The 26,224-nt window shown below is 59.9% G+C and carries 22 protein-coding genes; 11 read left to right on the forward strand and 11 right to left on the reverse strand.

What is annotated here, in order from left to right; genetic code table 11:
- The first annotated feature begins 19 nt into the window (after window positions 1-19).
- The 8 genes from ACOYW0_RS01135 to ACOYW0_RS01170 all read left to right on the forward strand — a co-directional run bounded on the left by ACOYW0_RS01135 (window position 20) and on the right by ACOYW0_RS01170 (window position 8,293).
- The gene (locus ACOYW0_RS01135) at window positions 20-649 is read left to right on the forward strand and encodes a 4Fe-4S dicluster domain-containing protein (protein ID WP_482416758.1); all 630 of its coding nucleotides are present in this window, start codon (window positions 20-22) and stop codon (window positions 647-649) included.
- 75 nt (window positions 650-724) lie between these two features.
- The gene (locus tag ACOYW0_RS01140; RefSeq protein ID WP_482416759.1) at window positions 725-1,615 is read left to right on the forward strand and encodes a CoB--CoM heterodisulfide reductase iron-sulfur subunit B family protein; all 891 of its coding nucleotides are present in this window, start codon (window positions 725-727) and stop codon (window positions 1,613-1,615) included.
- 156 nt (window positions 1,616-1,771) lie between these two features.
- The gene (locus ACOYW0_RS01145) at window positions 1,772-4,798 is read left to right on the forward strand and encodes an FAD-dependent oxidoreductase (protein ID WP_482416760.1); all 3,027 of its coding nucleotides are present in this window, start codon (window positions 1,772-1,774) and stop codon (window positions 4,796-4,798) included.
- A gap of 68 nt (window positions 4,799-4,866) precedes the next feature.
- Window positions 4,867-5,322 (forward strand): hydrogenase iron-sulfur subunit, encoded by a 456-nt coding sequence (locus ACOYW0_RS01150; RefSeq protein WP_482418811.1) that lies wholly within the window; start codon window positions 4,867-4,869, stop codon window positions 5,320-5,322.
- Window positions 5,319-5,987, forward strand: a complete 669-nt coding sequence (locus tag ACOYW0_RS01155; RefSeq protein WP_482416761.1) for a methylenetetrahydrofolate reductase C-terminal domain-containing protein — start codon at window positions 5,319-5,321, stop codon at window positions 5,985-5,987. Before ACOYW0_RS01150 ends, ACOYW0_RS01155 begins: the two co-directional genes overlap by 4 nt.
- Window positions 5,984-6,964 (forward strand): methylenetetrahydrofolate reductase, encoded by a 981-nt coding sequence (locus ACOYW0_RS01160; RefSeq protein WP_482416762.1) that lies wholly within the window; start codon window positions 5,984-5,986, stop codon window positions 6,962-6,964. The genes ACOYW0_RS01155 and ACOYW0_RS01160 overlap by 4 nt, the downstream gene beginning before the upstream one ends.
- 252 nt (window positions 6,965-7,216) lie before the next feature.
- Window positions 7,217-7,606, forward strand: a complete 390-nt coding sequence (locus ACOYW0_RS01165; RefSeq protein WP_180140864.1) for a response regulator transcription factor — start codon at window positions 7,217-7,219, stop codon at window positions 7,604-7,606.
- Window positions 7,607-7,735: 129 nt separating this feature from the next.
- Complete coding sequence (locus tag ACOYW0_RS01170; protein ID WP_482416763.1) at window positions 7,736-8,293, forward strand: cob(I)yrinic acid a,c-diamide adenosyltransferase; 558 nt, start codon at window positions 7,736-7,738, stop codon at window positions 8,291-8,293.
- A gap of 1,097 nt (window positions 8,294-9,390) precedes the next feature.
- On the opposite strand, the gene ACOYW0_RS01175 is transcribed toward ACOYW0_RS01170, so the two are convergent.
- On the reverse strand, window positions 9,391-10,692 hold the full coding sequence (locus ACOYW0_RS01175) for a CBS domain-containing protein (RefSeq protein ID WP_482416764.1): 1,302 nt from the start codon (window positions 10,690-10,692) through the stop codon (window positions 9,391-9,393).
- Between the two features lie 735 nt (window positions 10,693-11,427).
- Between ACOYW0_RS01175 and ACOYW0_RS01180 the strand changes: the two genes are divergently transcribed.
- Both ACOYW0_RS01180 and ACOYW0_RS01185 read left to right on the forward strand, forming a co-directional pair.
- The gene (locus ACOYW0_RS01180) at window positions 11,428-11,979 is read left to right on the forward strand and encodes a glycine cleavage system transcriptional repressor (protein ID WP_482416765.1); all 552 of its coding nucleotides are present in this window, start codon (window positions 11,428-11,430) and stop codon (window positions 11,977-11,979) included.
- A 56-nt stretch (window positions 11,980-12,035) separates the two neighbouring features.
- Window positions 12,036-13,409, forward strand: coding sequence for a PFL family protein (locus ACOYW0_RS01185; RefSeq protein ID WP_180140854.1), 1,374 nt, complete (start codon window positions 12,036-12,038; stop codon window positions 13,407-13,409).
- A gap of 373 nt (window positions 13,410-13,782) precedes the next feature.
- Here the strand turns inward: ACOYW0_RS01185 and ACOYW0_RS01190 are convergent, their stop codons facing one another.
- From ACOYW0_RS01190 to ACOYW0_RS01205, 4 genes are read right to left on the reverse strand one after another with little or no spacing between them, the layout of a single operon-like run.
- Window positions 13,783-14,682: a thiamine pyrophosphate-dependent enzyme gene (locus tag ACOYW0_RS01190; RefSeq protein WP_482416766.1), complete on the reverse strand. Its 900-nt coding sequence runs from the start codon at window positions 14,680-14,682 to the stop codon at window positions 13,783-13,785.
- Between the two features lie 12 nt (window positions 14,683-14,694).
- Window positions 14,695-15,888: a pyruvate ferredoxin oxidoreductase gene (locus ACOYW0_RS01195; RefSeq protein ID WP_482416767.1), complete on the reverse strand. Its 1,194-nt coding sequence runs from the start codon at window positions 15,886-15,888 to the stop codon at window positions 14,695-14,697.
- A 3-nt stretch (window positions 15,889-15,891) separates the two neighbouring features.
- The gene (locus ACOYW0_RS01200) at window positions 15,892-16,197 is read right to left on the reverse strand and encodes a 4Fe-4S binding protein (RefSeq protein ID WP_218951021.1); all 306 of its coding nucleotides are present in this window, start codon (window positions 16,195-16,197) and stop codon (window positions 15,892-15,894) included.
- Window positions 16,197-16,760: a 2-oxoacid:acceptor oxidoreductase family protein gene (locus ACOYW0_RS01205; protein ID WP_482416768.1), complete on the reverse strand. Its 564-nt coding sequence runs from the start codon at window positions 16,758-16,760 to the stop codon at window positions 16,197-16,199. The genes ACOYW0_RS01200 and ACOYW0_RS01205 overlap by 1 nt, the downstream gene beginning before the upstream one ends.
- Window positions 16,761-17,493: 733 nt before the next feature.
- Here ACOYW0_RS01205 and ACOYW0_RS01210 point away from each other — a divergent pair.
- Window positions 17,494-18,558 carry a branched-chain amino acid aminotransferase gene (locus tag ACOYW0_RS01210; protein ID WP_482416769.1) on the forward strand — a complete coding sequence of 355 codons (1,065 nt, stop codon included), beginning with the start codon at window positions 17,494-17,496 and terminating at the stop codon, window positions 18,556-18,558.
- A gap of 502 nt (window positions 18,559-19,060) precedes the next feature.
- Here the strand turns inward: ACOYW0_RS01210 and ACOYW0_RS01215 are convergent.
- From ACOYW0_RS01215 to ACOYW0_RS01240, 6 genes are all read right to left on the reverse strand, one after another.
- Window positions 19,061-20,776 carry an adenine deaminase C-terminal domain-containing protein gene (locus ACOYW0_RS01215; RefSeq protein ID WP_482416770.1) on the reverse strand — a complete coding sequence of 572 codons (1,716 nt, stop codon included), beginning with the start codon at window positions 20,774-20,776 and terminating at the stop codon, window positions 19,061-19,063.
- Between the two features lie 161 nt (window positions 20,777-20,937).
- Window positions 20,938-22,266: an NCS2 family permease gene (locus ACOYW0_RS01220; protein ID WP_482416771.1), complete on the reverse strand. Its 1,329-nt coding sequence runs from the start codon at window positions 22,264-22,266 to the stop codon at window positions 20,938-20,940.
- Window positions 22,267-22,764: 498 nt separating this feature from the next.
- Window positions 22,765-23,802, reverse strand: a complete 1,038-nt coding sequence (locus ACOYW0_RS01225; protein ID WP_482416772.1) for a LacI family DNA-binding transcriptional regulator — start codon at window positions 23,800-23,802, stop codon at window positions 22,765-22,767.
- Between the two features lie 228 nt (window positions 23,803-24,030).
- Window positions 24,031-25,317: a GMC family oxidoreductase N-terminal domain-containing protein gene (locus ACOYW0_RS01230; protein ID WP_482416773.1), complete on the reverse strand. Its 1,287-nt coding sequence runs from the start codon at window positions 25,315-25,317 to the stop codon at window positions 24,031-24,033.
- 198 nt (window positions 25,318-25,515) lie between these two features.
- Window positions 25,516-25,902, reverse strand: a complete 387-nt coding sequence (locus ACOYW0_RS01235) for an FCD domain-containing protein (RefSeq protein ID WP_482418812.1) — start codon at window positions 25,900-25,902, stop codon at window positions 25,516-25,518.
- Window positions 25,903-26,193, reverse strand: a complete 291-nt coding sequence (locus ACOYW0_RS01240; protein ID WP_482416774.1) for a GntR family transcriptional regulator — start codon at window positions 26,191-26,193, stop codon at window positions 25,903-25,905.
- Window positions 26,194-26,224 lie beyond the last annotated feature (31 nt).

Raw genomic sequence — 26,224 nt, forward strand, 5'->3', positions numbered from 1 at the left:
CCCATCCAAGGAGGCATTCATGGATGAATGGACCTACGACCCGGAAAAGGCACGGCAATTCGCCGTTGAGGTGATGGAACGCTCCAACCAGAATATTTTTGCCTGTTATCAGTGCCGACGCTGCGCATCCGGGTGCACTGTGGGTGAAGAGATCGGCTTCACCCCGGACCGACTTATCCGCATGGTGATCACGGGCAATCGCAAAGCCGCCCTTGAAAATGCCCTGGTCTGGCAATGCGTCTCCTGCTACACCTGCGGCACCCGCTGCCCCAACGACATCCAGGGCGGACGGGTCACCGAAACCCTCAAGAAAATGAGCCGCGAAGACAACCTGGTCCCCATGAGCCCCACCATCGCCTACTTCCACGACTCCTTCGTCACCGGATGCACCCGGTGGGGGCGGGTCAATGAAGTCCAGTTCATGGGATCCTACGAAATGAAACACATGGCCAAGAACCTCGTCAGCTTCAAGTTCGGTGCCGTGTGGAAAGAGATTCGCCAGCAGACCCTCCTCATGGGCGCCATGCTGAAGCAGCGCCGTCTCCACCTCAAGCTCCAGACGGCAAAAGGCCGCAACGAAGTCCGTTCCTTTTATAAACAAGCCATGGAAAAGAAAAAAAAGAGCAGAAACACCCCGCAGCCCCGGTAATGGCAGAAGCCATTTCGGGCGGCCCGGGATACCCACCCGGCACGGATATCCTACAACCTTCAACCGGAGGACCCCATGGAGCTGGCTTACTACCCCGGATGTTCCCTGCACCAGTCGTCGCAGTTCTACGACCACCAGACGCGCCTTGTCTTCTCCACCCTGGGCATCGAGCTCACCGAGATCTCCGACTGGAGCTGCTGCGGGGCAACCTCCGCCGGCAAGTTCGATGATTTCCTCGCCGTGGCCCTTCCCGCCCGAAACCTGGGCATTGCCGAGGCCTCCGGCTTCGATGAGATGGTGGTCCCCTGCTCGGGCTGTTACTCCAGCCTGCTCATGAGCCAGGTCCGGTTGAAGGAGAACCCCACCCTGCTCTCGGAGATCAACCGGGAGCTCACCAGCAAGGTACAAGGCACCCTCAAGCTGCTCACCATCCTCGACGTCCTGCTCAAGGCCACGGCAAAGCCCGGGGTCAAAGAGCGGGTGGCCCACCCCTTAAACGGCATCAAGGCGGCCTGCTACTACGGCTGCATGACCCGATTTGCCTACGACGTGCCCGTCTCCGATGATGTGGAGAACCCCAGGGGGATGGAAACCCTGGTGGAGTTCTTCGGCGGGGAGACCATGGACTGGAGCTACAAAACCGCCTGCTGCGGGGCGTCCGCCGCCATCAACGACCCGGACACAGCCATGACCCTCATGGCAAAGATCATGCGGGACGCCCTGGCCCGCAAGGCCAACTGCATCGTCACCACCTGCCCCATGTGCCAGCTCAACCTGGACGCCTACCAAGAGCGATTCTGCAATGCCCACGGCATCTACGAAAGGCTGCCCGTCTACTTCATCACCGAACTCGCCGGGCTGGCACTGGGGCTCCCCATGGACTCCCTCAACATGAAACAGCACTTCATCGACGTCACCGGCCTGATCAAGGAAACCGGCATCCTGGAAGAGACCCGAACAGCCTGACACCTCAACATCCGAAGCAGACACAGGCACACACGCCTTCTACGCGGCTCCGGATCACGACCACTCGAAGGACTTCGACAACAACACCTTCAGACTTCGCACGGACCCGGCACCTGACCTCACACACACCGGGTTCCCCATGACAGGGAGGCATCCATGACGAACACAAGCGGCTCCGTACTGGTGGTGGGCGGGGGCATCGGCGGCATGCAGGCGGCCCTTGACCTGGCCGACAGCGGTTTCAAGGTCCACATGATCCAGCGGGAATCCTCCATCGGCGGCACCATGGTCATGCTGGACAAAACCTTCCCCACCGGGGACTGCTCCATGTGCATGATCTCCCCCAAAATGGTGGAGGTGGGCCGTCATCCCAACATCGAGATCCACCCCCTCTCCGAGGTGGCGAGGATCGACGGCACCCCTGGAGACTTCACTGCCGTCATTCACCAGAAGGCCCTGTACGTCGACCCCGACAAGTGCACGGGGTGCGGAAGCTGTGAAGAGAAATGCCCCAAAAAGGTCCCCTCGGAGTTCGAGCAGGGCCTGGCCCCCCGCAAGGCCATCCATGCCCTCTTCTCCCAGGCCGTTCCCTCCACCCGGGTCATTGACGCCTCCCAGTGCATCTACCTCACCAAGGGCAAATGCCGGGCCTGTGAAAAAGTCTGCACGGCCGGGGCCATCCGCTTTGACGACACGGACAAGGAGTTCACCCTGAGAGCAGGGGCCGTGATCCTTTCCCCGGGCCTGGACCGCCACGACCCCACCATCCATCAGGAGCTGGGCTACGGCAGGTGGCCCAATGTGGTCACCTCCCTGCAGTTCGAGCGCATTCTCTCGGCTTCCGGACCTTTCCAGGGCCACATCACCCGGCCCGCCGACGGCACCCACCCGAAAAAAATCGCCTGGCTCCACTGCGTGGGCTCCCGGGATCCCCATAACGGAAACCCCTGGTGCTCGTCTGTCTGCTGCATGTACACCACCAAGCAGGCGGTCATCGCCAAGGAGCACGACAGCGCGGTGGAGCCAACCATCTTCTACATGGACATGCGGGCCCACGGCAAAGACTTCGACCGCTACATCGAGCGAGCCAAAACCGACTACGGGGTGCGCTACATCCGGGCCATGATCTCCGATGTGCGGGAAACGGCCGAAGACGGCAACCTCACCCTGCGCTACGAGCGCCCGGACGGCTCCCTGATCTCCGAGTCCTTCGACATGGTGGTCCTCTCCGTGGGCCTTCAGCCCAGAAAAGACGCCGCGGACTTTGCCGAAACCTTTGGCATCGACACCGATGCCCACCTGTTTCCCAAAACCGGTCCCTTTTCTCCCGTGGCCTCCTCACGGCCCGGGGTGTACGTCACCGGCTGCTATCAAGGTCCCAAGGACATCCCGGAAACCGTGGCCCAGGGCAGCGCCGTGGCAGGGGCAACCATGGCCCTTCTCAGCGAGGCCAGGGGCACGGAAATCACCACGCGCACCCTCCCCCCGGAAACCGTAACCGCAGAGGACGAGCCCCGCGCCGGTGTCTTTGTCTGCCACTGCGGGGTCAACATCGCCCAGACCGTGGACGTCAAATCCGTGGCCGAGATCGCCTCGGGCATTGAAGGCGTTGTCCACTCAGAAGACCTGGTCTACGCCTGCGCCCAGGACAGCCAGGAGATCATCCGGCAACGCATCACCGACAAAGGCCTCAACCGCGTTGTGGTGGCCTCCTGCACCCCCCGCACCCACGAGCCCCTCTTCCGGGAGACCATCCGGGCCGCAGGGCTCAACCCCTACCTCTTTGAACTGGCCGACATCCGGGAGCAGTGTTCCTGGTGCCACATGGGGCAAGGGGAAGAGGCCACCCAAAAAGCCAAAGAACTCGTCTCCATGAGCGTTGAAAAGGCCTTGCGCCTCATGCCCGTGGCCACCGCCACCGTGCCGGTCACCCCCCGGGCCCTTATAGTGGGCGGCGGCATCGCAGGGCTCACCTGCGCCCTCTCCCTTGCCGACCAGGGGTACGGAGTGGACCTGGTGGAAAAGGAGACCCAGCCCGGCGGGCTCCTGGCCGGTGTCTCCACAAGCTGGGACGGGGGCGATGTGGCCGAGTGCCTCCGGCAGCGCCTGGAACGCGTGGCAACCCATGAACGGATCACCGTGCATGCCGCAACCGAAGTGGAGACCAGCGAAGGCTACGTGGGCAACTTCACCACCACCCTCACCGACGGAGCCACCGTGGAGCACGGCGCCGTGATCATGGCCACCGGCGGCACCTGGCACGAACCTGCTTCTTTTCTCTACGGAGAAGACCGCCGGGTCATGATCCTGCGGGACCTTGAGGCATCCCTGGAGCAGGCCCCACCAAAGGACGGGGAACAGGTTCTCTTTATCCAGTGTGCGGAGTCCCGGTGCGAGCCCCGTAACTATTGCTCCCGCATCTGCTGCCAGGAGTCCGTCAAACATGCCGTGGCCATCAAAAAGGCCAATCCCAAGGCCCACGTCACCATCCTCTACCGCGAAATGCGCACCTACGGCATGCGGGAGATGCTCTACGCCGAGGCCAGGGACTTAGGGGTCCTTTTCGTGCGCTACAGCCTGGACAACATGCCGGAGCTCACCCCGTTAACCGACGGCATCGAGGTCCGCCTCAACGACGAGATGGCCGGGTTCCCCATCCGCTTCGTGGTTCAGCGCCTTGTTCTGGCTGCAGGGCTGAACCCTCACCCCGCCACCGGGGAGATGGCCGAAAGGTACAAACTCACCACCAACAGCGACGGCTTTCTCCTGGAAGCCCACGTCAAGCTCAGGCCCGTGGACTTTCCCAGCGAAGGCTACTACGTGGCAGGCCTGGCCCACGCCCCGAAAAACATCGATGAAACCATCAGCCAGGCCCTCTCCGCCGCAGGCCGGGCAGGGGTGCTCCTCTCCAAAAAAGAGCTGGCCGTCTCCGGGGCCGTGGCCAAGCACAACCGGGACCTCTGCATGAGCTGCCTGGCGTGCGTCCGCAACTGCCCCTACGGCGCCCCCTTCATCGACACCGACGGCAAGGTGAGCCACAACGAGGTCAAGTGCGTGGGCTGCGGTATCTGCGCCGGGGTCTGCCCGGCCAAGGCTTTCCAGGTCAACAGCTTTAAAGACGATCAGATCGCGGCCATGATCGAGGCGGCGGCGCCGGGGAAAGTGGCCAATGGCGAGCAGTAATAAGTAGCAGCCCGTTTCCAATGGATATCCAAACACATGGAGGCCCCATGGCAGATTCGGTAACAAACATGGAGACCGAAGCGCACGGCACGGCACCGGCATGGCAGCCCAAGATCCTTGCCTTTGCCTGTCACTACTGTGCCTTTGCAGCGGCCGACCTGGCCGGAGTAATGCGTCTCTCCTACCCCACCAACGTCAAAACCATCCGGCTTCCCTGCACGGGCAAGCTGGACCACGGCTACGTTCTCCAGGCCTTTGAACGGGGGTTTGACGGCATCTTCGTGGCGGGTTGACTCCAGGGCCAATGCCATTTCCTGGAAGGAAATACAAACGCTGCCAAACGTGTCACCCGTCTCAAGGGTCTCATCGCCCAGGTGGGCCTGGAGCCGGAGCGCCTGGAAATGTTCAACCTCTCTGCTGCCATGGGACCCAGGTGGGCGGAGATCTGCCGTGATTTTACGGAAACCGTACGAGAACTCGGGCCATCGCCCTTCGGAGAACCCCATCAAGGAGACAAGCGATGATCGTCGGACAGCAGAAACCGTTGGAAGAGATCTGGGAGATGGTCAAGGACCAGAAACGCCTGCTCGTGCTGGGCTGCAACACCTGTGTGGCGGTCTGCCATGAGGGGGGAAGCAAAGAGGCCGGGATCATTGCCTCCCTGCTCCGCATGAAGGCAACCAAGGAAGGCGTCACCATGGAGATCACCGAAGGGGGCGTGGAGCGGCAGTGTGAAGAGGAGTTTTTCGCCCCCATGCTGGGAGCTATTGCCGACACCGACGCCGTGCTCTCCACGGCCTGCGGCATCGGCGTGCAGTTCATCGCCGCCTTCTGGAAAGACAAGCCGGTCTTTCCGGCCCTGAACACCACCTTTTTGGGAGGAGTGGAGACCGAAGGGATCTTTTCCGAACGATGCCAGGCCTGTGGAAGCTGCGTGCTTGGGCGCACCGGCGGCATCTGCCCCATCTCAAGATGCGCCAAGCGGGTCTTGAACGGCCCCTGCGGCGGATCGGTGGACGGACGCTGCGAAATCAATAAGGACACCCCGTGCGCCTGGCAGCTCATCGTGGACCGCCTCAGGGAGTTGAACCAGATGGATCGCTACGAAGAGCTCTCCCCCATCCAGGACTGGTCCACAGACCGGGCCGGCGGTCCGAGAACCCTGGAACAGGAGGACCTGAAAAAATGAGACCCAAACGAACCCCGCGCACCGCAAGCCGCCTGGAACACGTCCTGGCCCAGGGTCATCTGGCCGTCACCTCCGAATGCGGTCCCCCCAGGGGAACAGACGGCAACGTACTGGAGACCAAGGGCGCCATGCTCAAAGGCTACGTCGACGTGGTGAACGTCACGGACAATCAGACCTCCATGACCCGGCTCTGCAGCCTGGCCGCCTCCATCCGGCTGAAACAGGCAGGGCTGGAGCCTGTTCTCCAGATGGTCACCCGGGACAAAAACCGCATCGCCCTGCAAAGCGATATCCTGGGGGCCGCCTCCTTTGACATCAACAACATCCTCTGCCTCACCGGCGATCACCAGAGCTTCGGGGACTGCAAGACCGGTCAGAACGTCCACGACCTGGACTCCATGCAGCTCCTCCAGGTGGTCCGGCAGATGCGCGACGACGGCACCTTCATCGGTGGCGATGCCATCAGCCGTCCGCCGGAGATGTTCATCGGAGCGGCGGCCAACCCCTTTGCCGACCCCTTTGAGATCCGCGTCCCCCGCCTGGCCAAGAAAATCGCCGCAGGGGCCGAGTTCATCCAGACCCAGTGCATCTATAACGTCGATAAATTCGAAGCGTGGATGCAAGGAGTCCGGGACCGGGGCCTCCACGAGCAGACCTACATCCTTGCAGGGGTCACCCCCTTTAAAACCGCGGGCATGGCCAAATACATGCGCAGCCGCGTCCCGGGCATCGACGTCCCCGAAGAGCTGGTCAAACGCATGAGCGACACCCCCAAAGAGAAACAGGCAGACGAAGGTATCGCCATCTGCCTGGAAACAATTGAGCGCCTCAAGGAGGTGGAGGGGGTCTGTGGATTCCACGTCATGGCCATCGAATGGGAAGAGAAGGTTCCCGAAATTGTTAAACGGGCAGGACTCTATCCCAGGCCGGGGCTGGAGGAGCCCGCACCGATGCCCGCATCGGCGGCCGCCCCCTGACCCGATTATATTGATTGAACATTCAAGAAATTAAGCCAGCTCTGTGGTACCATAACAGAAACCCCAAACCACCTGCAGGCGTCAAGACCGAACAACCCCGGAGCATGACCGCAAGGGCCTGCCCTTGCCCCCCATACCCCACATCCTGGCCGGGCGGAAAACCGCCCGGAAAGGCGCGACCGGCCCCGGTGGGATACCACGGATGCCGGACCGCACCTGAGCCATCAACCCATGCCGATCAAGGAGGTTGCCATGACTGAAAAGAAGCGTGTTCTTGTGGTGGATGACGAACCCGATATGACCCTCGTCATCAAAAAAAGGCTCGAAAGAGAAGGGTTCCTCACCGAGGTGGCCTACAACGGCAGCGAGGCCATCGCCAAGGTGGAGGCCAACCCTCCGGATGCCATTGTCCTTGACGTCATGATGCCGGAGATGGATGGCTACGCAGTCTGTGACCAATTGAAAAACGACGAAAAGTACGAGGGCATTCCCATCCTCATGCTCACCGCCGTGGCCGACCACGTGGGCTCCACCCGCTACTCCCATTACGACGGACGGGCCATGGAGGCCGACGACTACATCCCCAAGGGCCCCGACTCCACCGAAGAGATCGTTGCAGGCGTCAAGCGGCTTCTGCTGTAATCCATCGCCACAAAAACGGATTCCCCGGGCAAGCCGACATCGTGTTAACGGCGTTGCCCGGGGTATCTCCGCTGGGGAAGCACAAAATGCACCCCCTTTGGGTGTCATGCATGCCATCAGGACACTGCCATGGAGATCAGAACATTCGAACCCAAGGAGAGATGCGGCCTTGTGGTGGTCATCACCGGCTACGGCAAGGGCAAAACCACCAGTGCCATGGGCATGGCCCTGAGGGCTGCGGGCCACGGCATGAAGACCTGCATTATCCAGTTTATGAAAGGGGATCTCTACTCCGGGGAGTGGGACGGAGTTAAAAAGCTCGGCGGCCTCGTGGAGCTTACCGCCACCGGCAAAGGATTCTGCGGCATCGAAGGCAACCCCTACTCCCACGCTGAACATCGAAAAAACGCCCAGGATGCCGTGGCCCTGGCCCATGACAAAATAGCCTCGGGCCGCTTTGACCTCCTCATCCTGGACGAAGTCAACAACGCCCTTCACCTCAACCTCGTGGACCTTGAACAGGTCCATGCCCTCCTGGACAAACGCCCTGCCCTCCTCCACCTGGTCCTCACCGGCAGGGACGCCCACCCCGAAATCATCGACAGAGCCGACACCGCAAGCGAAATCCGCGAAATCAAACACGCCTACAGAAAAGGCATCGAGCCCCAGCCGGGGGTTGATTTCTAACCTCTGGCCTTGCGTACCGTTTTACGGTGCGGGGGCCGCACCCTACGCTTCGCAACCCAGGCGGGACCGGGAGTTCCGTAGGGACAGGGAATCGTTTTCGCCATGGCGGCAAAAAGCCAGTGTCCCGTAGGGTGCGCCGTGCGCACCGCCAATTACCAAAGAAAGTGGAGGAGTTACGGCGCCTTGAAATGGTGTTGGCTGTGGCCAAAGCCGATGGCCTCGCGTTACGTTTGCGGTGCGGGGGCCGCACCCGACGCTTCGCAATTCAGGCGGGATCGGGGGTTCCGTGGGGACAGGGAATCGCTTTCTTGTCGTACCAACAAAAAGCCGATACCTCGTAGGGTGCGCCGTGCTCACCGTCAATTACCAAAGAAAGCGAATGAGTTACGGCGCCTTGGAATGGCGTTGGCTGTGGCCAAAGCCGATAGCCTCGCGTTACGTTTGTGGTGCGGGGGCCGCACCCTACGCTTCGCAGCCCAGGCAGGACCGGGGGTTCCGTGGGGACAGGGAATCGTTTTCGCCATGGTGGCAAAAAGCCGGTGTCCCGTAGGGTGCGCCGTGCGCGCTGTCAATTACCGAAGAAAACGGATAGGTTACAGCGTCGTAGAATGGCGTTGGCTGTGACCAAAGCCGATGGCCTCGCGTTACGTTTGCGGTGCGGGGGCCGCACCCTACGCTTCGCAACCCAGGCGGGACCGGGGGTTCCGTGGGGACAGGGAATCGTTTTCGCCATGGCGGCAAAAGGCCGTTGTCCCGTAGGGTGCGCCGTGCGCACCGTCAATTACCGAAGAAAAAGGATAGGTTACGGCGTCGTAGAATGGCGTTAGCTGTGACCAAAACCGATGGCCTCGCGTTACGTTTGCGGTGCGGGGGCCGCACCCTACGCTTCACAGATACAGGGGGATTGGGGGTTCATACGATGGAGGAAAAGGCCGATATAGAGCATGGGGAGGAAAAACAGGTAACAACACATTATAAAAAGAAAAGACACAAACTCACCAACCCCGCGACGAATTTTCACCCCCGGAGGGTAAAAAAGCAGGCCAAAGGCTTTCGGGTTTTCCCATCAGTTTTGGCCTGCTTTTTTATGAAAATGCTTAATCGGGGATGAGGTCGTAGTAGTAGCGCATCACGTCGGTGCGGGTGACAATACCGATCATCCTGCCGTCTTCAACCACCGGCACCCGGCCGATGTCGTGTTTGATCATGAGCCGTGCCGCCTCCAGGGGGCTTTTTTCGGCTTCGATCTCTACCACGGAAGGGCTCATATAGGCTTTGACCGGGGATTTGAGTTGCTTTTCCTTGCGGATCTTTTTGAAGTCGCGCCGGGAGATCACCCCAACCACCTTGCCGTTGTCGGTGACCGGCACCCCGGTGCAGCCGCGTTCCCGAAGGAGCTCGCCCAGGGTTTCCATGGGGGTGGTGGCCTCCACGGAGACCACGGGAAAGCTCATGATATCCCCAAGCTGCACCGAAGCCACCTGGTCGTTCTCCACGAGGTTGCAGAGCATGGTAAAAACGACATCGGGGTTGTGGAAATCGGATTTGAACTGGGCTGCCCCGGCGCCGGGATGGCCGCCGCCCCCCAGGGTACGCATGAGTTTTCCCATGTCCAGGTTCTCGGCCGTGCTGCGACCGATGATCATGCACTTGCTGCCCTCCCCGTCGTAGAAGACGCCGAAGGCCGCGTCGCTGTTTTCCAGGTCCAGGAACATGTTCACCACCACGGAGAGGTTGGCCACATGGCCCTCGATGGGCACCGCCGCAAAGGAGAGGGTGTACCCGTTGACCTTGCGCCTCTCCGGGTTCTTCATCATCTCAAAGAGCACGGACTTCTGTTTTTCACCGTACACCTGCTTAAGGAAACCGCTTAAAACGGAGAGATCGGCCTTTCGATCCAGGAGCCAGGCAACGGCCCGGGCGTCTTCGGGGGTGGTGGAAGGATAGGTGAGGCTTCCGGTGTCCTCATAAATGCCGATGAGAAACAGGGTCGCCAAAATGGGGGTAAGGACCATGCGCCGGGCTTCCAGTTCGAGAATGAGGTGGGTGACGGCGGAGCCATACCCCTCGTTTCGAACCATGTCGGCCTTGATGTCGCCGCCGTGGTGATGGTCCCAGATATGAATGGTGAGATCGTCCCGCTCCTGCAGAGGGGCAAACCCGTCCAGGCGCTTCCAGCTGTTGGTGTCCACCACAATAAGCTGGGTCACCTCATCCAGATTGATCTCCCGCGGGTGGAGGATCTCAAACAGATCCTTGTGAATGGCCATGAAGGCCCGAACATTGGCGTTGACGCTTTTGGGAAGAACCGGAACCGCATCCGGGTAAATCATGGTGGCGGCAATAAGGGAGGCCAACCCGTCAAAGTCGGTCCCCTTGTGGGTCGTCACGATCTGCATGGTATCTCCTGTGCCACAACTCTCCAGTCTTTAGAGGTCGGATTGAATGGTTTCCTTTAGGTTTCGTCCATATCGTACCGACAGCAGAGCCCTTTATGAATCTCCCTCAAGGCCTTGCCGAGCATCCGGCCTCCCCCATGGATCCATGAAAGTTATACCCACTGTATCAAGCATATTGTAAAAAGGATCACGGATTTTTCAACCCCTGCCCCAACATTTCCTCCACAAAAAAGGGAAGCCCGCAGAAACAGCTCCTCCATAAGGATCGTGGATTCCGCCCGGCCCGGCATCCGCCCTCATCCCACTGCGCAAATACGCAACCCACTTTTCATGAGGTATCCTATCCCGCAGAGCAATCTCGGTTTAAAGAGGCATTTGACCCTTGAAACAGCAGGGAGTCTCGAAACATAGCCCGACCATTGAGGTTTTCCGCAACGCCATAGGCCACGCCCTTTGCGCCCCCCGCCCCCGCCACCCCGAAAAGCCGCTATTTGGTAATAATAATGGTGTTCATGCTGGTGGGTTCATGGTACATAACACACATCGTGTCAACCCGAAGGGAACGACGCGATTGATATTTCAAGGCTGAAATCACGGATCGGGCTTCTGATTTACGCAATCACAAACCCATATCTTGCCGAAAGGCACGGAACGAGACGTTCCCGACAGCCCATTTTCTTACGGTGACCGACCCTTCGGGCGGCCACACCAACATCACAGAGTCAGGTTGTGCACATGAGCAAGATCATCATCACGGTAATCGGAAAAGACCGGCCCGGCATCGTCTCATCGGTGGCCCGGGTTCTTCTGCAGCTGGACTGCAACATAGAAAATGTCAGCCAGACCATCCTTCAGTCCGAATTTGCGGGTCTTTACATTGTCTCCATGCCGGCGGGTACCGATCTGGAAGCCGTCACCGAGGCATTCAACGGCGCCTTTCAGGAAGATGGCCTCCAGGTCCACATCAGCCCTCTGGACGTTAACGCCCCCCAGGTCGAGTGTGAAGGCGAGCACTTCATCATCACCACCATCGGCCCGGACAGCAAGGGGCTGGTGTACGACATCTCCAATGTCATCGCTGAAGCGGGCGTCAACATCATCAACCTGACGGCCGTGTTCGAAGGCGGGGACAACCCGGAGCGAAACATCATGGTCTATGAGATCCTGGTCCCTGATACCGTGGACCGGCACATTCTCTCCGCCACCCTCAAAGAGAAGGCCGCCAGCCTCAACCTGGCCCTCACCTTCCAGCACAAGAACATCTTCGACACGGTGAACCGCATTTGAGTGTGAACCACCGCCGTCTTTACCAATGAAGCAAAAAAACATGTCAGGAACAGACCATGCTTAGCGATAACGAACTGATATCCACCGTGGAGATGCTCAAATACGAGCACCTCGACGTCCGTACCGTGACCCTCGGGATCAACCTCTTTGACTGCGCCAGCCACGACCTGGAGACCTTCAAGTCCAACCTGCGTAAAAAAATCACCCGCCTTGCCGGCCCCCTTGTGGCCACCTGCAACGCCATCGGAGACAAATACGGCATCGAGGTGGTGAACAAACGTATCTCCATCAGCCCCATCGCCGTAGTGGCCGCCCCCTTCAACGCCGACCAGATGGTTGAGATCGCCAAGACCTTGAACGACATTGCCGTGGAAGTGGGCGTGGACTTCATCGGCGGCTTCTCCGCCCTGGTAGAAAAAGGCATGGCCAACGGAGACCGGGCTCTCATCGAAGCCATCCCCGAGGCCCTCACCCAGACCGAGCGCATCTGTGCCTCGGTGAACGTGGGCTCCACCCGGGCAGGCATCAACATGGACGCCGTGCTCCTCATGGCCCAGGCCATCAAGCGCGGGGCCGCCCTCACCGCCGACAAAGACGGCCTTGCCGTGGCCAAACTCTGCGTCTTCTGCAACATCCCCCAGGACGTGCCCTTCATGGCCGGGGCCTACCTCGGCACCGGCGAAGCCGACGCCGTCATCAACGTGGGGGTCAGCGGCCCCGGCGTGGTGAAGCGTGCCATCGACCGAGCCGTGGAAGCCAAACCCAACCTGGGCTTGGGCGACATCGCCGAGATCATCAAACGCACGGCCTGCAAGGTCACCCGCGTGGGCGAGCTCATCGGCCGCGAAGTGGCCCAGACCCTCGACATCCCCTTCGGCGTGGTGGACCTCTCCCTGGCCCCCACCCCCACCGTGGGAGACAGCGTGGGCGAAATTTTCCAGAGCCTGGGCCTCATCAGCATCGGCGCACCGGGCAGCACCGCCGCCCTTGCCATGCTCAACGACGCCGTGAAAAAAGGCGGCGCCTTTGCAAGCTCCCACGTGGGCGGCCTCTCCGGCGCCTTTATCCCTGTGAGCGAGGACCTGAACATCGAAGAGGCCTGCCAGAAGGGCTTCCTCAACATCGAAAAGCTCGAAGCCATGACCTGCGTCTGCTCCGTGGGCCTGGACATGGTGGCCATCCCTGGTGCCACCTCCGAGGAGACCATCGCTGGGATCATCGCCGACGAGATGGCCATCGGCATGATCAACAACAAGACCACCGCCTGCCGCCTCATCCCCGTGCCCGGCAAAGTGGCCGGAGAGAGCGCCCACTACGGGGGCCTCCTGGGTCACGCCACCATCATCGACGTGAAAAACTGCCAGGGCCGCAACGACTTTGTTCTCCACGGGGGTCGCATCCCGGCGCCCATCCACAGCCTGAAAAACTAAGGGATGGTATAAAAATTTGGCCTCCGGCGGCCCTGCCGGAGGCCAAACGTTTAATCCGTCTTCGCCTGCAAAGACGGTTGCCCCATGTCATACATCACGCGAATGCCCCGAGAACGATGGCATAATGGCTGCCTCCATGCATTCGCCATAGGGTTTCCAGGTGCCCCCACCTGGCCGCCGGAGGCTGCTTTTTCGTCAATCGGTGCGCACGGCGCCCCCTACCATTCCCCCGCAGCAACCCTGGCTACTGATCCGTAGAGTGCGCCCCCTGCACCGCCTTCGCCGCGCAAATCCCCGGCACCCTCTCCCCCAAATAAAAAACGGGCACCCCGAAGGGTACCCGTTTGTTTGTTTCACAGTCGTTCGAGTGGTTCTATGCCGTATAATTGGCCCACTTCGAATCGATCATGCCCTGCATCTCTTCGATCACCGCATCGGAGAGGGAGCTGAAGCGACGCTGGGTCTGGAAGTACTCGGTGACGGGGGTACGTTCTTTGCCCACGCGCTTGGCGGACTCACCGGTAAGGGAGAACTCGCCCTTGACGATCTCGTAGAGGTCGAACAGGCCGGTGGTGACCCCCAGCTTGCCGATCTTCACGGTGTTGCGGGTGGGAAAGCCCCAGCCCGAGGGGCATGGGGTGTGGACGTGGATGTAGCGGGTCCCGCCCTTCATGGAGGCGGCCTTTTTCACCTTGTCGTAGAGATCCAGGGGGTAGGCGGCCGAGGCCGTGGCCACGTAATCGATCCCATGGGCAGCGATGATGCTCGGCACGTCTTTTTTGTGCTGGAGCTTGCCCTTGATGGGGGTGGTGGTGGTCATGACGCCCTTGGGGGTGGTGCCGGAACGCTGCACACCGGTGTTCATGTAGGCTTCGTTGTCGTAGCAGATGTAGATGATGTCCTCACCGCGCTCGCAGGCGCCGGAGAGGGCCTGGATGCCGATGTCCCCGGTGCCGCCGTCGCCGGCAAAGGCCACAACATTCAAATGATCACGCCCGGTGGCGCGCAGGGCTGCCCGCACGCCGGTGGCGGCCGCGGCCGTGGAGGCAAAGGTGACGTTCACGCAAGGAAGCTTGGTGGAGGCCACGGGGTAGAGCCCCTGGAGAACAGTCAGACAGCTGGGGGGAACGGCCAACACCGTATCCTTGCCCAGGGCTTTCAGGGCGGTGCGGTACACGATGCCCAGGCCGCAGCCGGAGCAGGCGCGGTTGCCCGGATTCATGATCTCTTCATCCGTCAGGCTCAAAATCGTTGTTTTCTTCTCTTTATCCATGGCAGCCACCCTCTACAGCTTCAGGCCGATCCACCGGGGTTCATCCCCGACGGCGGCTTCTTTGTTGATGGATTCGGTCAGGGCGTCGTACAGGTGCTGGGTCTTGATCTCCCGGCCCCCAAGGCCCACGATGTAGTTGTGCACGAACGGCCGGGTCTCAGCGCTGTAGAGCGCGGACTTGACGTCTGCATAGAGAGCGCCCTGGTTGCCGTAGGAGAGAGCCTTTTCAAGCACGATGACGCCCTTAAACGCGGAAAGGGCCTCGCGCACGGCGGCGTCGGGGAAGGGCCGGTAGACCTTCAGGCCCATGACACCCACCTTGATTCCCTCCTCCCGCATGGCATCCACTACGTCGCGGAGCTGGTAGGAGAGAGATCCCATGCAGAAAGCCACGTAGTCGGCATCCTCACAGCGGTAGGGCTCCAGGAAGGGCTCGCCGCCACGGCCGAAGATCTCGCCGAACTCCCCGTCGATCTTTTCGATCTCGGAAAGGGCCGCGCGCAGGTCCGTGTGCAGGGTCTTGCGGATCTCCATGTAACCGGGGGCCGTGTTGCCGTGGAGGTCGGGCCGCACGTCCGGCAGGGTCACGGTGTTGAAGTTCCGGGGCTTTTCCGGGTTCAGGAAATGGGTGGGCTCAAAGCCGGGCAGAAAGGCGTCCACCTTCTCCTGCTCGGGCACGTCAAAGGGCATGTAGGTATGGGACAGAAGGTAGCCGTCGTAGCACACCATAACGGGGATGCTCACGGTTTCGGCCAGTTTGAAGGCCTTAAGCACCGTGTCGTGAATCTGCTGGTGGTCGGCGCAGTAGAGCTGAATCCAGCCCAGGTCCCGCTGGCTCACCGTGTCCTGATGGTCGTTCCAAACGGTCCAGGGCGCGCCCACGCCGCGGTTGGCCACACACATGACGATGGGAAGACGGGCCCCTGCCGCCCAGTGGAGCTGCTCGTTCATGTAGAGCAGGCCGTTGGCGCTGGTGGCGGTAAAGGAGCGGGCCCCTGCGGTAGAGGAGGCGATGCACACGGCCATGGCGCTGTGCTCGCTCTCCACGGGGATGTATTCGGCAGGGAGGTCACCGGACTCGACGAACTCGGACAATTTTTCCGTCAGAGGGGTCTGCGGCGTGATGGGGTAGGCGGCGATTACCTGGGTCCTCGCCAGTTTGACCCCAGTTGCGGCAGCCACGTTGCCTGATTCAATCACATGCATGGTCTATTTCTCCTCCTTGGTAAAGCTCGCCTCGGGCACCATGGAGATGGCCCCGGCGGGACACTCCTCGGCGCAGATGCCGCACCCCTTGCAGTAGGTATAATCAATGGTGGGCGGAATGGTCTTGGTGACCACCGCGTCAGGGCAGTAGAGCCAGCAGTTGAAACACGACGGCTTCCCGGTTTTGGCGGGGATGCACTTCTCCGTATCGATGACGGGACGAACCACCCGCCAGGATCCGGTGTTGCCCCCGTCCCCGGGGCCCGGTTCACTGACAGAGATCATGTTGCAGAATGCGTCTTTGGACATCAGGCACCTCCGATGACTGTGCGATCATAAGTAAGGGCGGCCGCCCGGGCGTTCTCCTCGGGCTTCATGACGGAAAACTCGTTGAGGATGGCTTCCCTCAAAAGGTCACGGCTCACCAGACCGGTGGCCTTGGCAAAGGCACCGATGATCCCGGTGTTGACGATGCCGGGGGCCAGGCCGGCCTCCAGGGCATGGGATGTCACATCGGAGATGGAGAGTTTGTGGGCGCCGAAGTCGTAGGTGTCTATGGCTTTCGGGGTGTTGAGGATAATCTGCCCCCCGTCCTTCAGGCCATGGGTGACGTCCACTTCATCAAGGAGGGTGTGGTCCAGAACCACAACCATATCGGGGGTTTCAATGGGAGAGAGATCGTAGATTTTCTCCCGGGAGATCTTCAGGGACGTGAAAACGGGGGCTCCCCTGCGCTCCGTTCCGAAGGTGGGGGCCATAACCACACCTTTGTAGCCTGCCTTGAACACGGCGTTGGCCACAACCTTGGCGGCTGTGATGGCACCCTGACCTCCCCGGCCGTGCCAACGGATTTCAATGATGTCCTGTCTCATGTTTCACCACTTTCAGCACGTGATGTGCCTTGATCATGCCTGGCACCTGCCCGATAGCGCCCGGGAAGGTGCAGAATATCCAAAGATATCCGACCCGGAATCATTCCGGGCCAGGGAGATACGATACCACCTGCGCCGTCCTTCCGTCTACCCTCGGAAAAGCGTGCTGAATCAGGGAGCTGCCGTATCCTTTCACATTGCTTGGGCTGCCTTTCACTTGACGTTAACGTCAAGATCAATCAAGAAGCAATATCGCAAACCAAATTCCCTTGTCAAGCCCCTTTGCGCAAGTTGGTCCGTCCCAGGCCGAAAACTTTGTTAATATGCGTTTTTCAAGGACATTGGGCACATTCTTCTTGATTTACCCCTCGGATACCGCTATCTAAATTTTAAAACCTGTGCGCACTTGCCGCTCAAGGCGTCACCATGCCGAGACCGATTCGACACCCAGCCGTTTGGTCCTCTACCCCGGCCCATGGCCAGAGCCTGTCCGTTCTGCGCATCCGAAAACATATTGAGGCACCCGGCAAAGACATTGCGTGACGAGCCGTCCCTGAAAATCATCAATTTTCAAGGACATGATTCAAAATCCGATACGGCTTACCTGTCACTGCAACCCTTGCCCTGCCCCCGACACACGGTTCACTCTGCATGGCGTTTCGCCATACTGATATATCAACCTTCAATGGCCGCGCATGTCACAGCCATTGCCATGACTTTTTTGAGGTCTTCCATGGATATCACCATCAACAAAATCGACACGCCCAAGGCACACCCCGATGAATCCAACCTGGGATTCGGGACCATCTTCACCGACCACATGTTCTGCATGGACTACACCGAAGGCATCGGATGGCACGACGCCCGCATCGTACCCTACGGTCCCTTTGAAGTGAGCCCCGCCACCATGGTCCTCCACTACGGCCAGACCATCTTCGAAGGCCTGAAGGTCTACAAGAAGGAAGACGGCTCCGCCCAGCTCTTCCGTCCCCGTGACAACTTCGAGCGCCTCAACCGTTCCGCCCACGCCCTCTGCATCCCCGAGATCAACGTGGACGACTGCCTGGAGGCCCTCCAGGCCCTCCTCAGCATGGAAAAGGGCTGGATCCCTTCTGCTCCCGGCACCTCGCTGTATGTCCGTCCCTTCATCATCGCCATGGACCCCTACATCGGCTTGAAGTCCTCCCCCACCCACCGGTTCATGATCATCCTCTCCCCGGTGGGCGCGTACTACCCCGAAGGGTTCAATCCGGTAAAAATCTGGGTCTCCCCGGAACACGTCCGTGCCGTCCGCGGCGGCCTCGGCGCAGCCAAAACCGGCGCCAACTACGCGGCCAGCCTCTACGCCACCGAGATCGCCCAGGCCGAAGGCTACACCCAGGTTCTCTGGCTCGACGGCGTGGAGCGCAAATACGTCGAAGAGGTGGGCTCCATGAACATCTTCTTTGTCATCGACGACGAGATCGTCACCCCCGAGCTCAACGGCAGCATCCTGGCAGGCATCACCCGGGACTCCGTGCTCAAGCTGGCCCGCCACCAGGGCAAAAAAGTCGCGGAAAAACGCATCTCCATTGACGAGGTGTTCAAGGCCCACGAAGAAGGCCGCCTCCAGGAGGTCTTCGGCTCCGGTACCGCAGCGGTCATCTCCCCGGTCAACAAGATCAAGTACGGTGACCGCGAAATCACCGTGGGCGACGGCGGCGCAGGACCCATCTCCTCCGGCATCTTCAACGACCTCATGGACATCCAGTTCGGTCGTTCCGAAGATCCCCTGAACTGGATCGTTCCCGTGGCATAGCCCCCCCTGACTGAGGCAGACGCCACCCATACGACATAAAAAAGACGGTATCCGATGATTCGGATACCGCCTTTTTTTTTGGGCAACGATTCAATTGCCTCCGGCGGCCCTGCCGGGGGCTAAACGTTTAAAAAGTTTAACAAACAGCTTTAAAAATCAGGCCAATCAAAGGCGAATGTAATTTTCCCCGAGGAACGAGAGGGAAAGCGCATTCGCATTAAGGTTTCCAGGTGCCCCCACCTGGCCGCCGGAGGCAGTGCGGTTACATCGATAATGGACACGTGGCAACAACGTATCCTGTGACTTCGAAGCGTGTGAGCCAGCCCGCACAAACTATTAGCGTTTCTGTCGGGCGAAGCCCGAGCCGAAGGCCATTGCACTTTGCCCTGAGGAACGAAGGGCAAAGTGCAATGGCAATACGCTTTCGAGGTGGCTCACCTCGCCGCCGGAGGCCTGCTTTTTCCACTCACTTTAACCATGGAAGGCTGTTGTTTTGAGTGCGTTACGCAAACAGTTCCACCAGGGTGCTGCTCCCGACATCCACGAGGCCCTTGTCTGTAAGCTTCAGGGCCGGGCTCACCGGCAGGGTAAGGGTGGCAAAGGACATCAGCGGGTTGGGATGGACAAAGCCGAGTTCTTCCATGGCCTGCTGGATCCGGGCGACCCGTGCGGCAATCTCGGGCATGGGGTCTTCGGAGAGGAGACCTGCCACGGGAAGGGCCAGGGAGGCCACCACCTCCCCTTTTCGCACCACGCAGATCCCGCCCTGGTTGCGGACCACCCAGGATGCGGCCATCTTCATGTCCGAGGCCCGGTCCCCGGCCACCAGCAGGTTGTGGCTGTCGTGGGCATAGGAGGTGGCCACGGCGCCCCCTTGAAAGATGCACCCGGTCATGATCCCCTTGCCTGCCCCGGCCTTTCCGGTGTGGCGCTCAATGACAAGGGCCAGGTTGCAGGGCGCCTCTTCCCAACACACCCTGCCCTCTTCCACAGGTAGCGTGAGTCGCCCTTCACGGGTGTAGGTGGTGAGATTGTTCTTCTCCATGGTGCGGCAGAAAACCGCCCCTACGCCCTCCGGGGCCTCCAGCTCAAACAGGGTGTCCGGGAGTTCCTCGGGCAGGCGGATGCTTTGGTAGAAATCCTCGGGAAAGGTTTCACCACAGCCAACCTCTGCCGTTTGGCACCAGGACACGGGGACTCCGCCTTTAAAGACCTCCTCCACGGTAAAATCTGCTGACCGGTCGGCCAGGAGCACGGCATCGGCGACCTTGCCCGGTGCAATGGCTCCCCTGTCCCGGAACCCCATGCGGCGGGCCGGGGACCAGGTGGCGGCGATGACGGCTTTTTCCAGGGGCATGCCCGCCTCAAGGGCCTTTCTCACCACATGGTCGAGGTGCCCTTTTTCCACCAGAACGTTGGGGGGCACATCATCGGTGACAAAGCAGAAAAGACCGTCGGTATCGTGGGCCAGAAGACAGTCGACAATCTCCGGGGTCACAGCTTTTTCCTGGATTTCCACAAACATGCCGTTTGCCAGACGCTGCTCCAGCCCCTCGGGGTCCTGGAGGCAATGGTCCGAGTCCACGCCCATGTAGAGCACCTTGGCAAGGTCCAGCCCCTTGTAGGAGGGGCAGTGCCCCTCCACGGCGGCAAAGGGCTGCTCCCTTCGCATGTAGTCGATGAACTCTGCGGCACGGGACGGGCCCATGGCAATGAGCTCCGGGCAGTTCATCACTTCCCCCAGGCAGATGACCTTCGGTTCGTCCCGAAAAAGCCGGTCCAGCTCCTCCAGGCCCACCACGCCCCCGGAGGTCTCCAGATCAGATGAGGTGGCGGGTACGGAGCTGGGAACCCCGTAGTAAACATCCGCCGCCACCCCTTCAGAGGCGCGGATCATCTCCTGGATGCCCCGAATCCCGAAGACGTTGGCGATCTCATGGGGCTCGGATACCACGGTGGTCACCCCCCGCTCCGCAACGGCCCGGGCAAAGGGCACCGGGGTGCACAGGGTGCTTTCGATGTGCAGGTGGATGTCGATGAGTCCCGGAATCAGGGGCTTTCCTCCACAGTCCCGAATCTCTTCAGGCTCAAAGCCCATGCCCTCCACCTTGCCGACATACAAAAAGCGCCCCCGGTGAATCACCACGTCGCAGCGGTCCCACCGCTTGAGAAAAACGTTGAACACCAGGGCATCTTTTAACAGGGCATCCACAACCATGGTGTCCGCCTCCTTTTTCTTATCATTTTCAACGATTCAGCCCCACATGTCTCCTGCGGCCCTGCCGGGGGCCAACCTTTTGAAAAGTTTAGCAAACAGGTCTTAAACCATCATTTCAAGGCTCCGCCGGAGGCGCGCTGAATGGTTACATCATTTTCATATCAGTGAGTTGCGATGATCCTGAAATAGTAGATCATGAGAAGGGCGATGGCGTAAACCGACCAGTGGGCATCCCGGGCCGCTCCTGTGACAAGCTTCAAAAAGGCATACACCACCAGGGCCGCTGCGATGCCGTTGCCCGCGTTAAATGAGAAAATGGTCACCGTCACGCAGACAAAGGCGGGGATGTACTCCGTCATGTCGCTGTAGTCGATTTTTCGCATGGAGCCCAGCATGGAGATACCGATATACATCAGCACCGGAGAGGTGGCGCAGGACGGAATCATCAGGGCAATGGGCGAAAAAAAGAGGGTCAGCAGGAAAAAGAAGGAGGCGGTCACGGTGGTCAGGCCGGTTCGACCCCCTGCCTCCACCCCGGCGGAGGACTCCAGATAGGTGGTGAGCACCGGGCAGGAAAAAAAGGACCCGAAGGCGGTGGCGCCGGAGTCCACATAAAAACATTTGTCGATACCCGGCATGTCCCCTTTCTCGTCCAAGTACCCGGCCTGTGCCCCCACGGCAAGGAGGGTCCCCAGGGTGGAGAAGAAATCAGGGATGAAGAACGCCAGGAGATAGGGAAGATACTTCGGGCTCAGGGCCCCTGTGATGTCGAGGTTGAACATCATGGAATCGATGCCCGACGGCATGGACACTAGGCTCTCAGGAAGCCGGGTCACCCCGAAGGGGATGCCCGCCAGGGTGGTGAGGAGCACGGCAAAGATGATGCCCCCCTTGACCTTGCGGGCAGTAAAGAAAAGCACCAGGAAAAAACCCAAAATAGACAGGAGGGCCTTGGCCGAGGTGAGGTCGCCAAAGACCAGGACGTTCTTGCCCGGATTGGCCACGATGATCCCCGCATGCTTGAACCCCAAAAGCGCGATGAACAGGCCAATCCCTGCCCCCACGGCCACCTTCACACTCGGAGGAATCACCGTCACGATAAACTCCCGGACTCCGAAGACCGAAACGAGGATAAAGATCACCCCGCTGATAAAGACGATGCCCGATGCGATGCTTAAAGGGACGCCCCCTTTGAGCAGGGTAAAGGAGAAAATGGCCACGCTGCCAAGCCCCGGCCCCAGCATAAAGGGCCGGTTCGTGTAGAGCCCCATGACAAGAGAGGCCAGCACCGTCATCACCACGGTGACCGTAAAGGCCTCCCCCTTGGGCACCCCGCCCGAGCTGAGCATGCCGGGCACCACCGCGATGATGTACGCCATGGTCGCAAAGGTGGTAAACCCTGCGATGAGTTCTGTTTTCAGATCAGTCCCGAAGTCGGAACACTTAAAAAAGGCGCTGAGCCGCCCTTGGCCTACTCCTTGTCCATCCATCCTCACTGTCCCCTTTTCAAACAAAAAATCCTGTCACGTAAAACAAATGAAAAAACGGCCCCTTTGCGCCGAATCCCTCTCGGCAGGGCCGCTGGATACACCTCATATGGTTTTTCAAAAAAACAAGCCTTCTATGGTTAAAGTGAGCTCAAAAAGCGTGCCTCCGGCGGCCAGGGAATAAATCCCCTGGACCCCAGGTTGCGAAAGCCCTCCCCCTTCGTTCCTCAGGGGAAGAGCTTCCGCGAAGATTTTCGTGAAATTGAGCACAACCTGTTTGTCAAACCCGGCTTTATAAATCAGGCTAAAAGTTTGGCCCCCGGCAGGGCCGCCGGAGGCGTCTTTAACCCGGCTGCCTCCGACGGCGAGGTGAGCCACCTCGAAAGCATATAGCTGGTGGATTGTACAAACTATCCCACAAGCCTTGGAGGGCCAGGATGCGTTTTCGTAACCCGTTGATAATCAGATTTAACCAGCCAGGTGGAGGCACAAAGAGGCTACCTAACCCAAAGTCCGGACCGACGCCCGCTCTGCCAGGGTGCTGCGGATCATCACCTTGTGGCAGGTGGAGGTCACCTCCCCTGCGGCCACGTTGAGCAGGAGCTCGGCCGCGCTCTTTCCGGCATCGGCCATGTGCAGGTCCACGGTGGTCAGGGCCGGGTAGAGAAAAGGCGAGAAGGTGACGTTGTTGCGCCCGATGACGGAGATATCCTCGGGGATGCGGAGCCCGGCCTCCTGAACGGCGGCATAGGCTCCCATGGCCATCTGGTCCGACATGCAGCAGATGGCCGTGGGCGTCGGCCCGGTGGTCAGACGCTCTTTTATCGCCAGGTAGGCGGATTCGGCCTGGTAATCCCCGTAGCAGATATTCTCCCCGCGCACCTCGATGTCCGCCTCGCGGCAGCACGCGTTGTAGGCATCGATCACTCCCAGGGCGTTGACGTCGTTCTCGCGGCCCAGGAGCAGAACGATCTCCCGGTGCCCCTGATCGATCAGGAAAGAAGCCCCAGAGGCTTTGTCCAGGTCCTGGAGGATGACCTGATGAACGGGCAGGTCCAGCTCCGGGATGTTGATGGTGACAAAGGGCTTGCCGCTGTTTTGGAGGGTGGAGATGTTGCGGTGCACCTGCTCGGTGGAGCAAAAGCCTGTGCTGAAGAGAAAATACCCGTCGCATCCCGCGCTGTTTTGAAGCTGGTCTTTCACGATCTCCTCGGAGGAGGCTCCGTTAACGGGCAGAAAGAGCATGCTGTATCCCCTTTCCGAGAGGACCTGTTGAATGCCCGCCAGGATGGCGTTGGTAAACTCATTGACGAACAGGGGAAGCGAAGTGGGAATAATCACACCGGTGATCTTGGATTCGTGTCGCCCCAGGCTGCTGGCAAAGATGTTTTTGCGATAATTGAGCTCGTCCACCACCTTGTCGATACGCTCCTTGGTGGAGGCACTGACCCGCGTCGTCTCTTTGTTGTTCAGGTAAAGGGAGACCGAGGCAATGGACACCCCGACCCGTTTGGCGATCTCTTTGATGGTTGCTGCCATGGTGATTCCCCCGATAGGTTAAACGTTCAACCTCACCTACTATGAAGCTTCCGTGCCTGTCAATATCTTCCTGGGAGACAGATCACCGGGGCCGTGACGGCCACTGTTCAAGATGGGGGGGAGAACCCGGGAAAAAACCGGGCTGTGACGGCAGCACGGAGGCGATTAGCGTTCCGGTCAGCGCCGTTTGGGATACAGGAAGGCAAAAAGGGGGGGGGAAGGTGACAATCAGGCCAGGTGAGCTGCCAGGCGTCTTCCCAGGCCAAGGAGGGTGAGCGTCGGAGGAAGTCCCCAGGCCTCCGGCACCACAGAGCAGTCGCAGACGTAGAGGTTTTCCTTCTCTGTTTTCAGGTCGGAGTCCACCATGTGGTTGATCTTAACGGTCCCTCCGGGATGGGCGGCTACCTTCCAGCCCGTATAGACACCCTTGGCTCCGGCCTGCCTCAAAATGGCCTTTGCCCGGGACACTCCCGTCTTCATCTTCAGGTGGTCCCCGGGGCCTATGCTCTTCCGAATGCCCCCTTTCCAGGTAAGCCGCCCCCCGAGCTCATCTTTGATCTTGATCATCACCATGAGGGTATCGGGCCGGGAGAGCATACGGTGAAATTTCAATTTCGGAGCGATCTGGGCGGCAAAGACCGGGGTCGGAAAGTGAAGGTCCACCATGAGATACCCCTCATCTTCCATATGGACACCCGCGGCCATCTGGGTCTCGCCCTTGCTGCCCAGGCCGCCCACAGAACCGAACACCATCACCAGGGGATCAAAGAAAAAATCGTACCCTGCGCTGTAGAGCCCGCTGTGCCGAAGGATATGCGCCGATCCGATGCCCCCCGCGGAGAGGACCACCTTGTCGGCGTAAGCCGAATGGGTTTGAAAGCCTTTTTTGTATATCACGCCGATGGCGGTGTCCCCTTCAAAGATAACCTTCTCCACCTTGGCCCCGTTGACCAGGGTCGCCCCTTGTTCAACGGCTTCATCCACGTAATCGCGGGTAGTCCACTTGGCCCCGTGGGGGCAGCCGTAGGTACATTTCAGGCAGTCGGACCGACAGGCGTCCTGATCGATGAGCTTATTGAATTTGTTCCACTCATAGCCCAGGTTCCGGGCGCTCTCCATCAGCCTCAGGGAACCGGGACCCATGAGCTCGTCTTTCAGGGGGGCGATGGGGAGTTCCCGCTTCAGCGCGTCCACCTCCCCTCGGATATCAATTCCATAGGACTCAAGCATCTCAAAGGGCGGGTCAAAGGCGGTGGCGCTGTAAAACATGGAACTTCCGCCGGTACATATGCCCCGGACCATACCAAGGAGGGTCTTGTTGCTGAACAGGATATTTCTGCCTGGAATACCCGCATTTTTCACCAGTTGAGAGAAGGTCCCCTTGACGGGTTTGTAATCACCCCATTCCAGGATCAGCACATCCTTCCCCTGTGCCGTCAGCTCCCTGGCGACGGTGGCTCCACCCGGGCCGGTTCCCACGACAATCACATCGGCCTGTGTCTTCATGGTTTCCATAACGCCTCCCTGTTAAAATTGTCGACAATCCACAACCGTCATTGATACATAGAGACAAGACACCTGTCAACACCCATCAACATTGTTTATCTTACAGCCTTTCAAGGGTTTACAGAGCCTTCAACAACTATCAGCCCACCCTCCGAAAACAACGCCGCCGCCCACCCTTTCGACCAGCCAAGGATACGCGGCGTGTTCTCAACATCTCAACCGTGACGCCGATGACGCCCCGAAGGATGCCAGGGCGTAAGCCTTTTCCGACGCCACATAGGCCTCCATGGCCTGGACGCCCCTCTCCACATCCCGCGCTTCGAGGCTCTCCACAATGGTTTTGAAATAGGACAGCTTCGCAAGGTATCGTTTACGGTCCACCACCAGGGAGAGGTATTGCAACCGCTGGGCGTTGGGCATCAACCCCTGGAGGATCCTTGCAAGAACCGGGTTTTCAACGGTCTCCAGACCGACGGCGGCAAAACTGAAAATCGCATCATAGACGCCGCCGGCATCCCCCTTTTCAGCCGCGGCCGCCATCTGTTCGTAGGCGTGGACCAACTGCATGCGGTGAGACTCACCGCACCGTTCGATTCAGCGGCGCACCACCAGGCCGTACAGGACCTGAAGGACATCGGCGTGCCCTTCGATCACCGCCTCGGTCACCCGGCTCACCCGCGCCCCGCACCGAGGCACGATCTCCACCAGCCCCCGTTTCTCAAGAATGCGAATAGCTTCCCGGATGGGAGAACGACTCACCCCCAGTTCACCGGCGATGGCCTGTTCACGGACCCACTCCCCAGGCGCCAGCTCCAGGCGCACGATCTTCTCAGTAAGGTAAGTGGCGATGCGATCGGACAAATTTTCAGGTTTCCCGGCTTCCATGGCCCTCCACTGGAATGGTTGACGTGGTGTG

The sequence above is a fragment of the Desulfoluna sp. HI9BLuna genome (assembly GCF_056829775.1).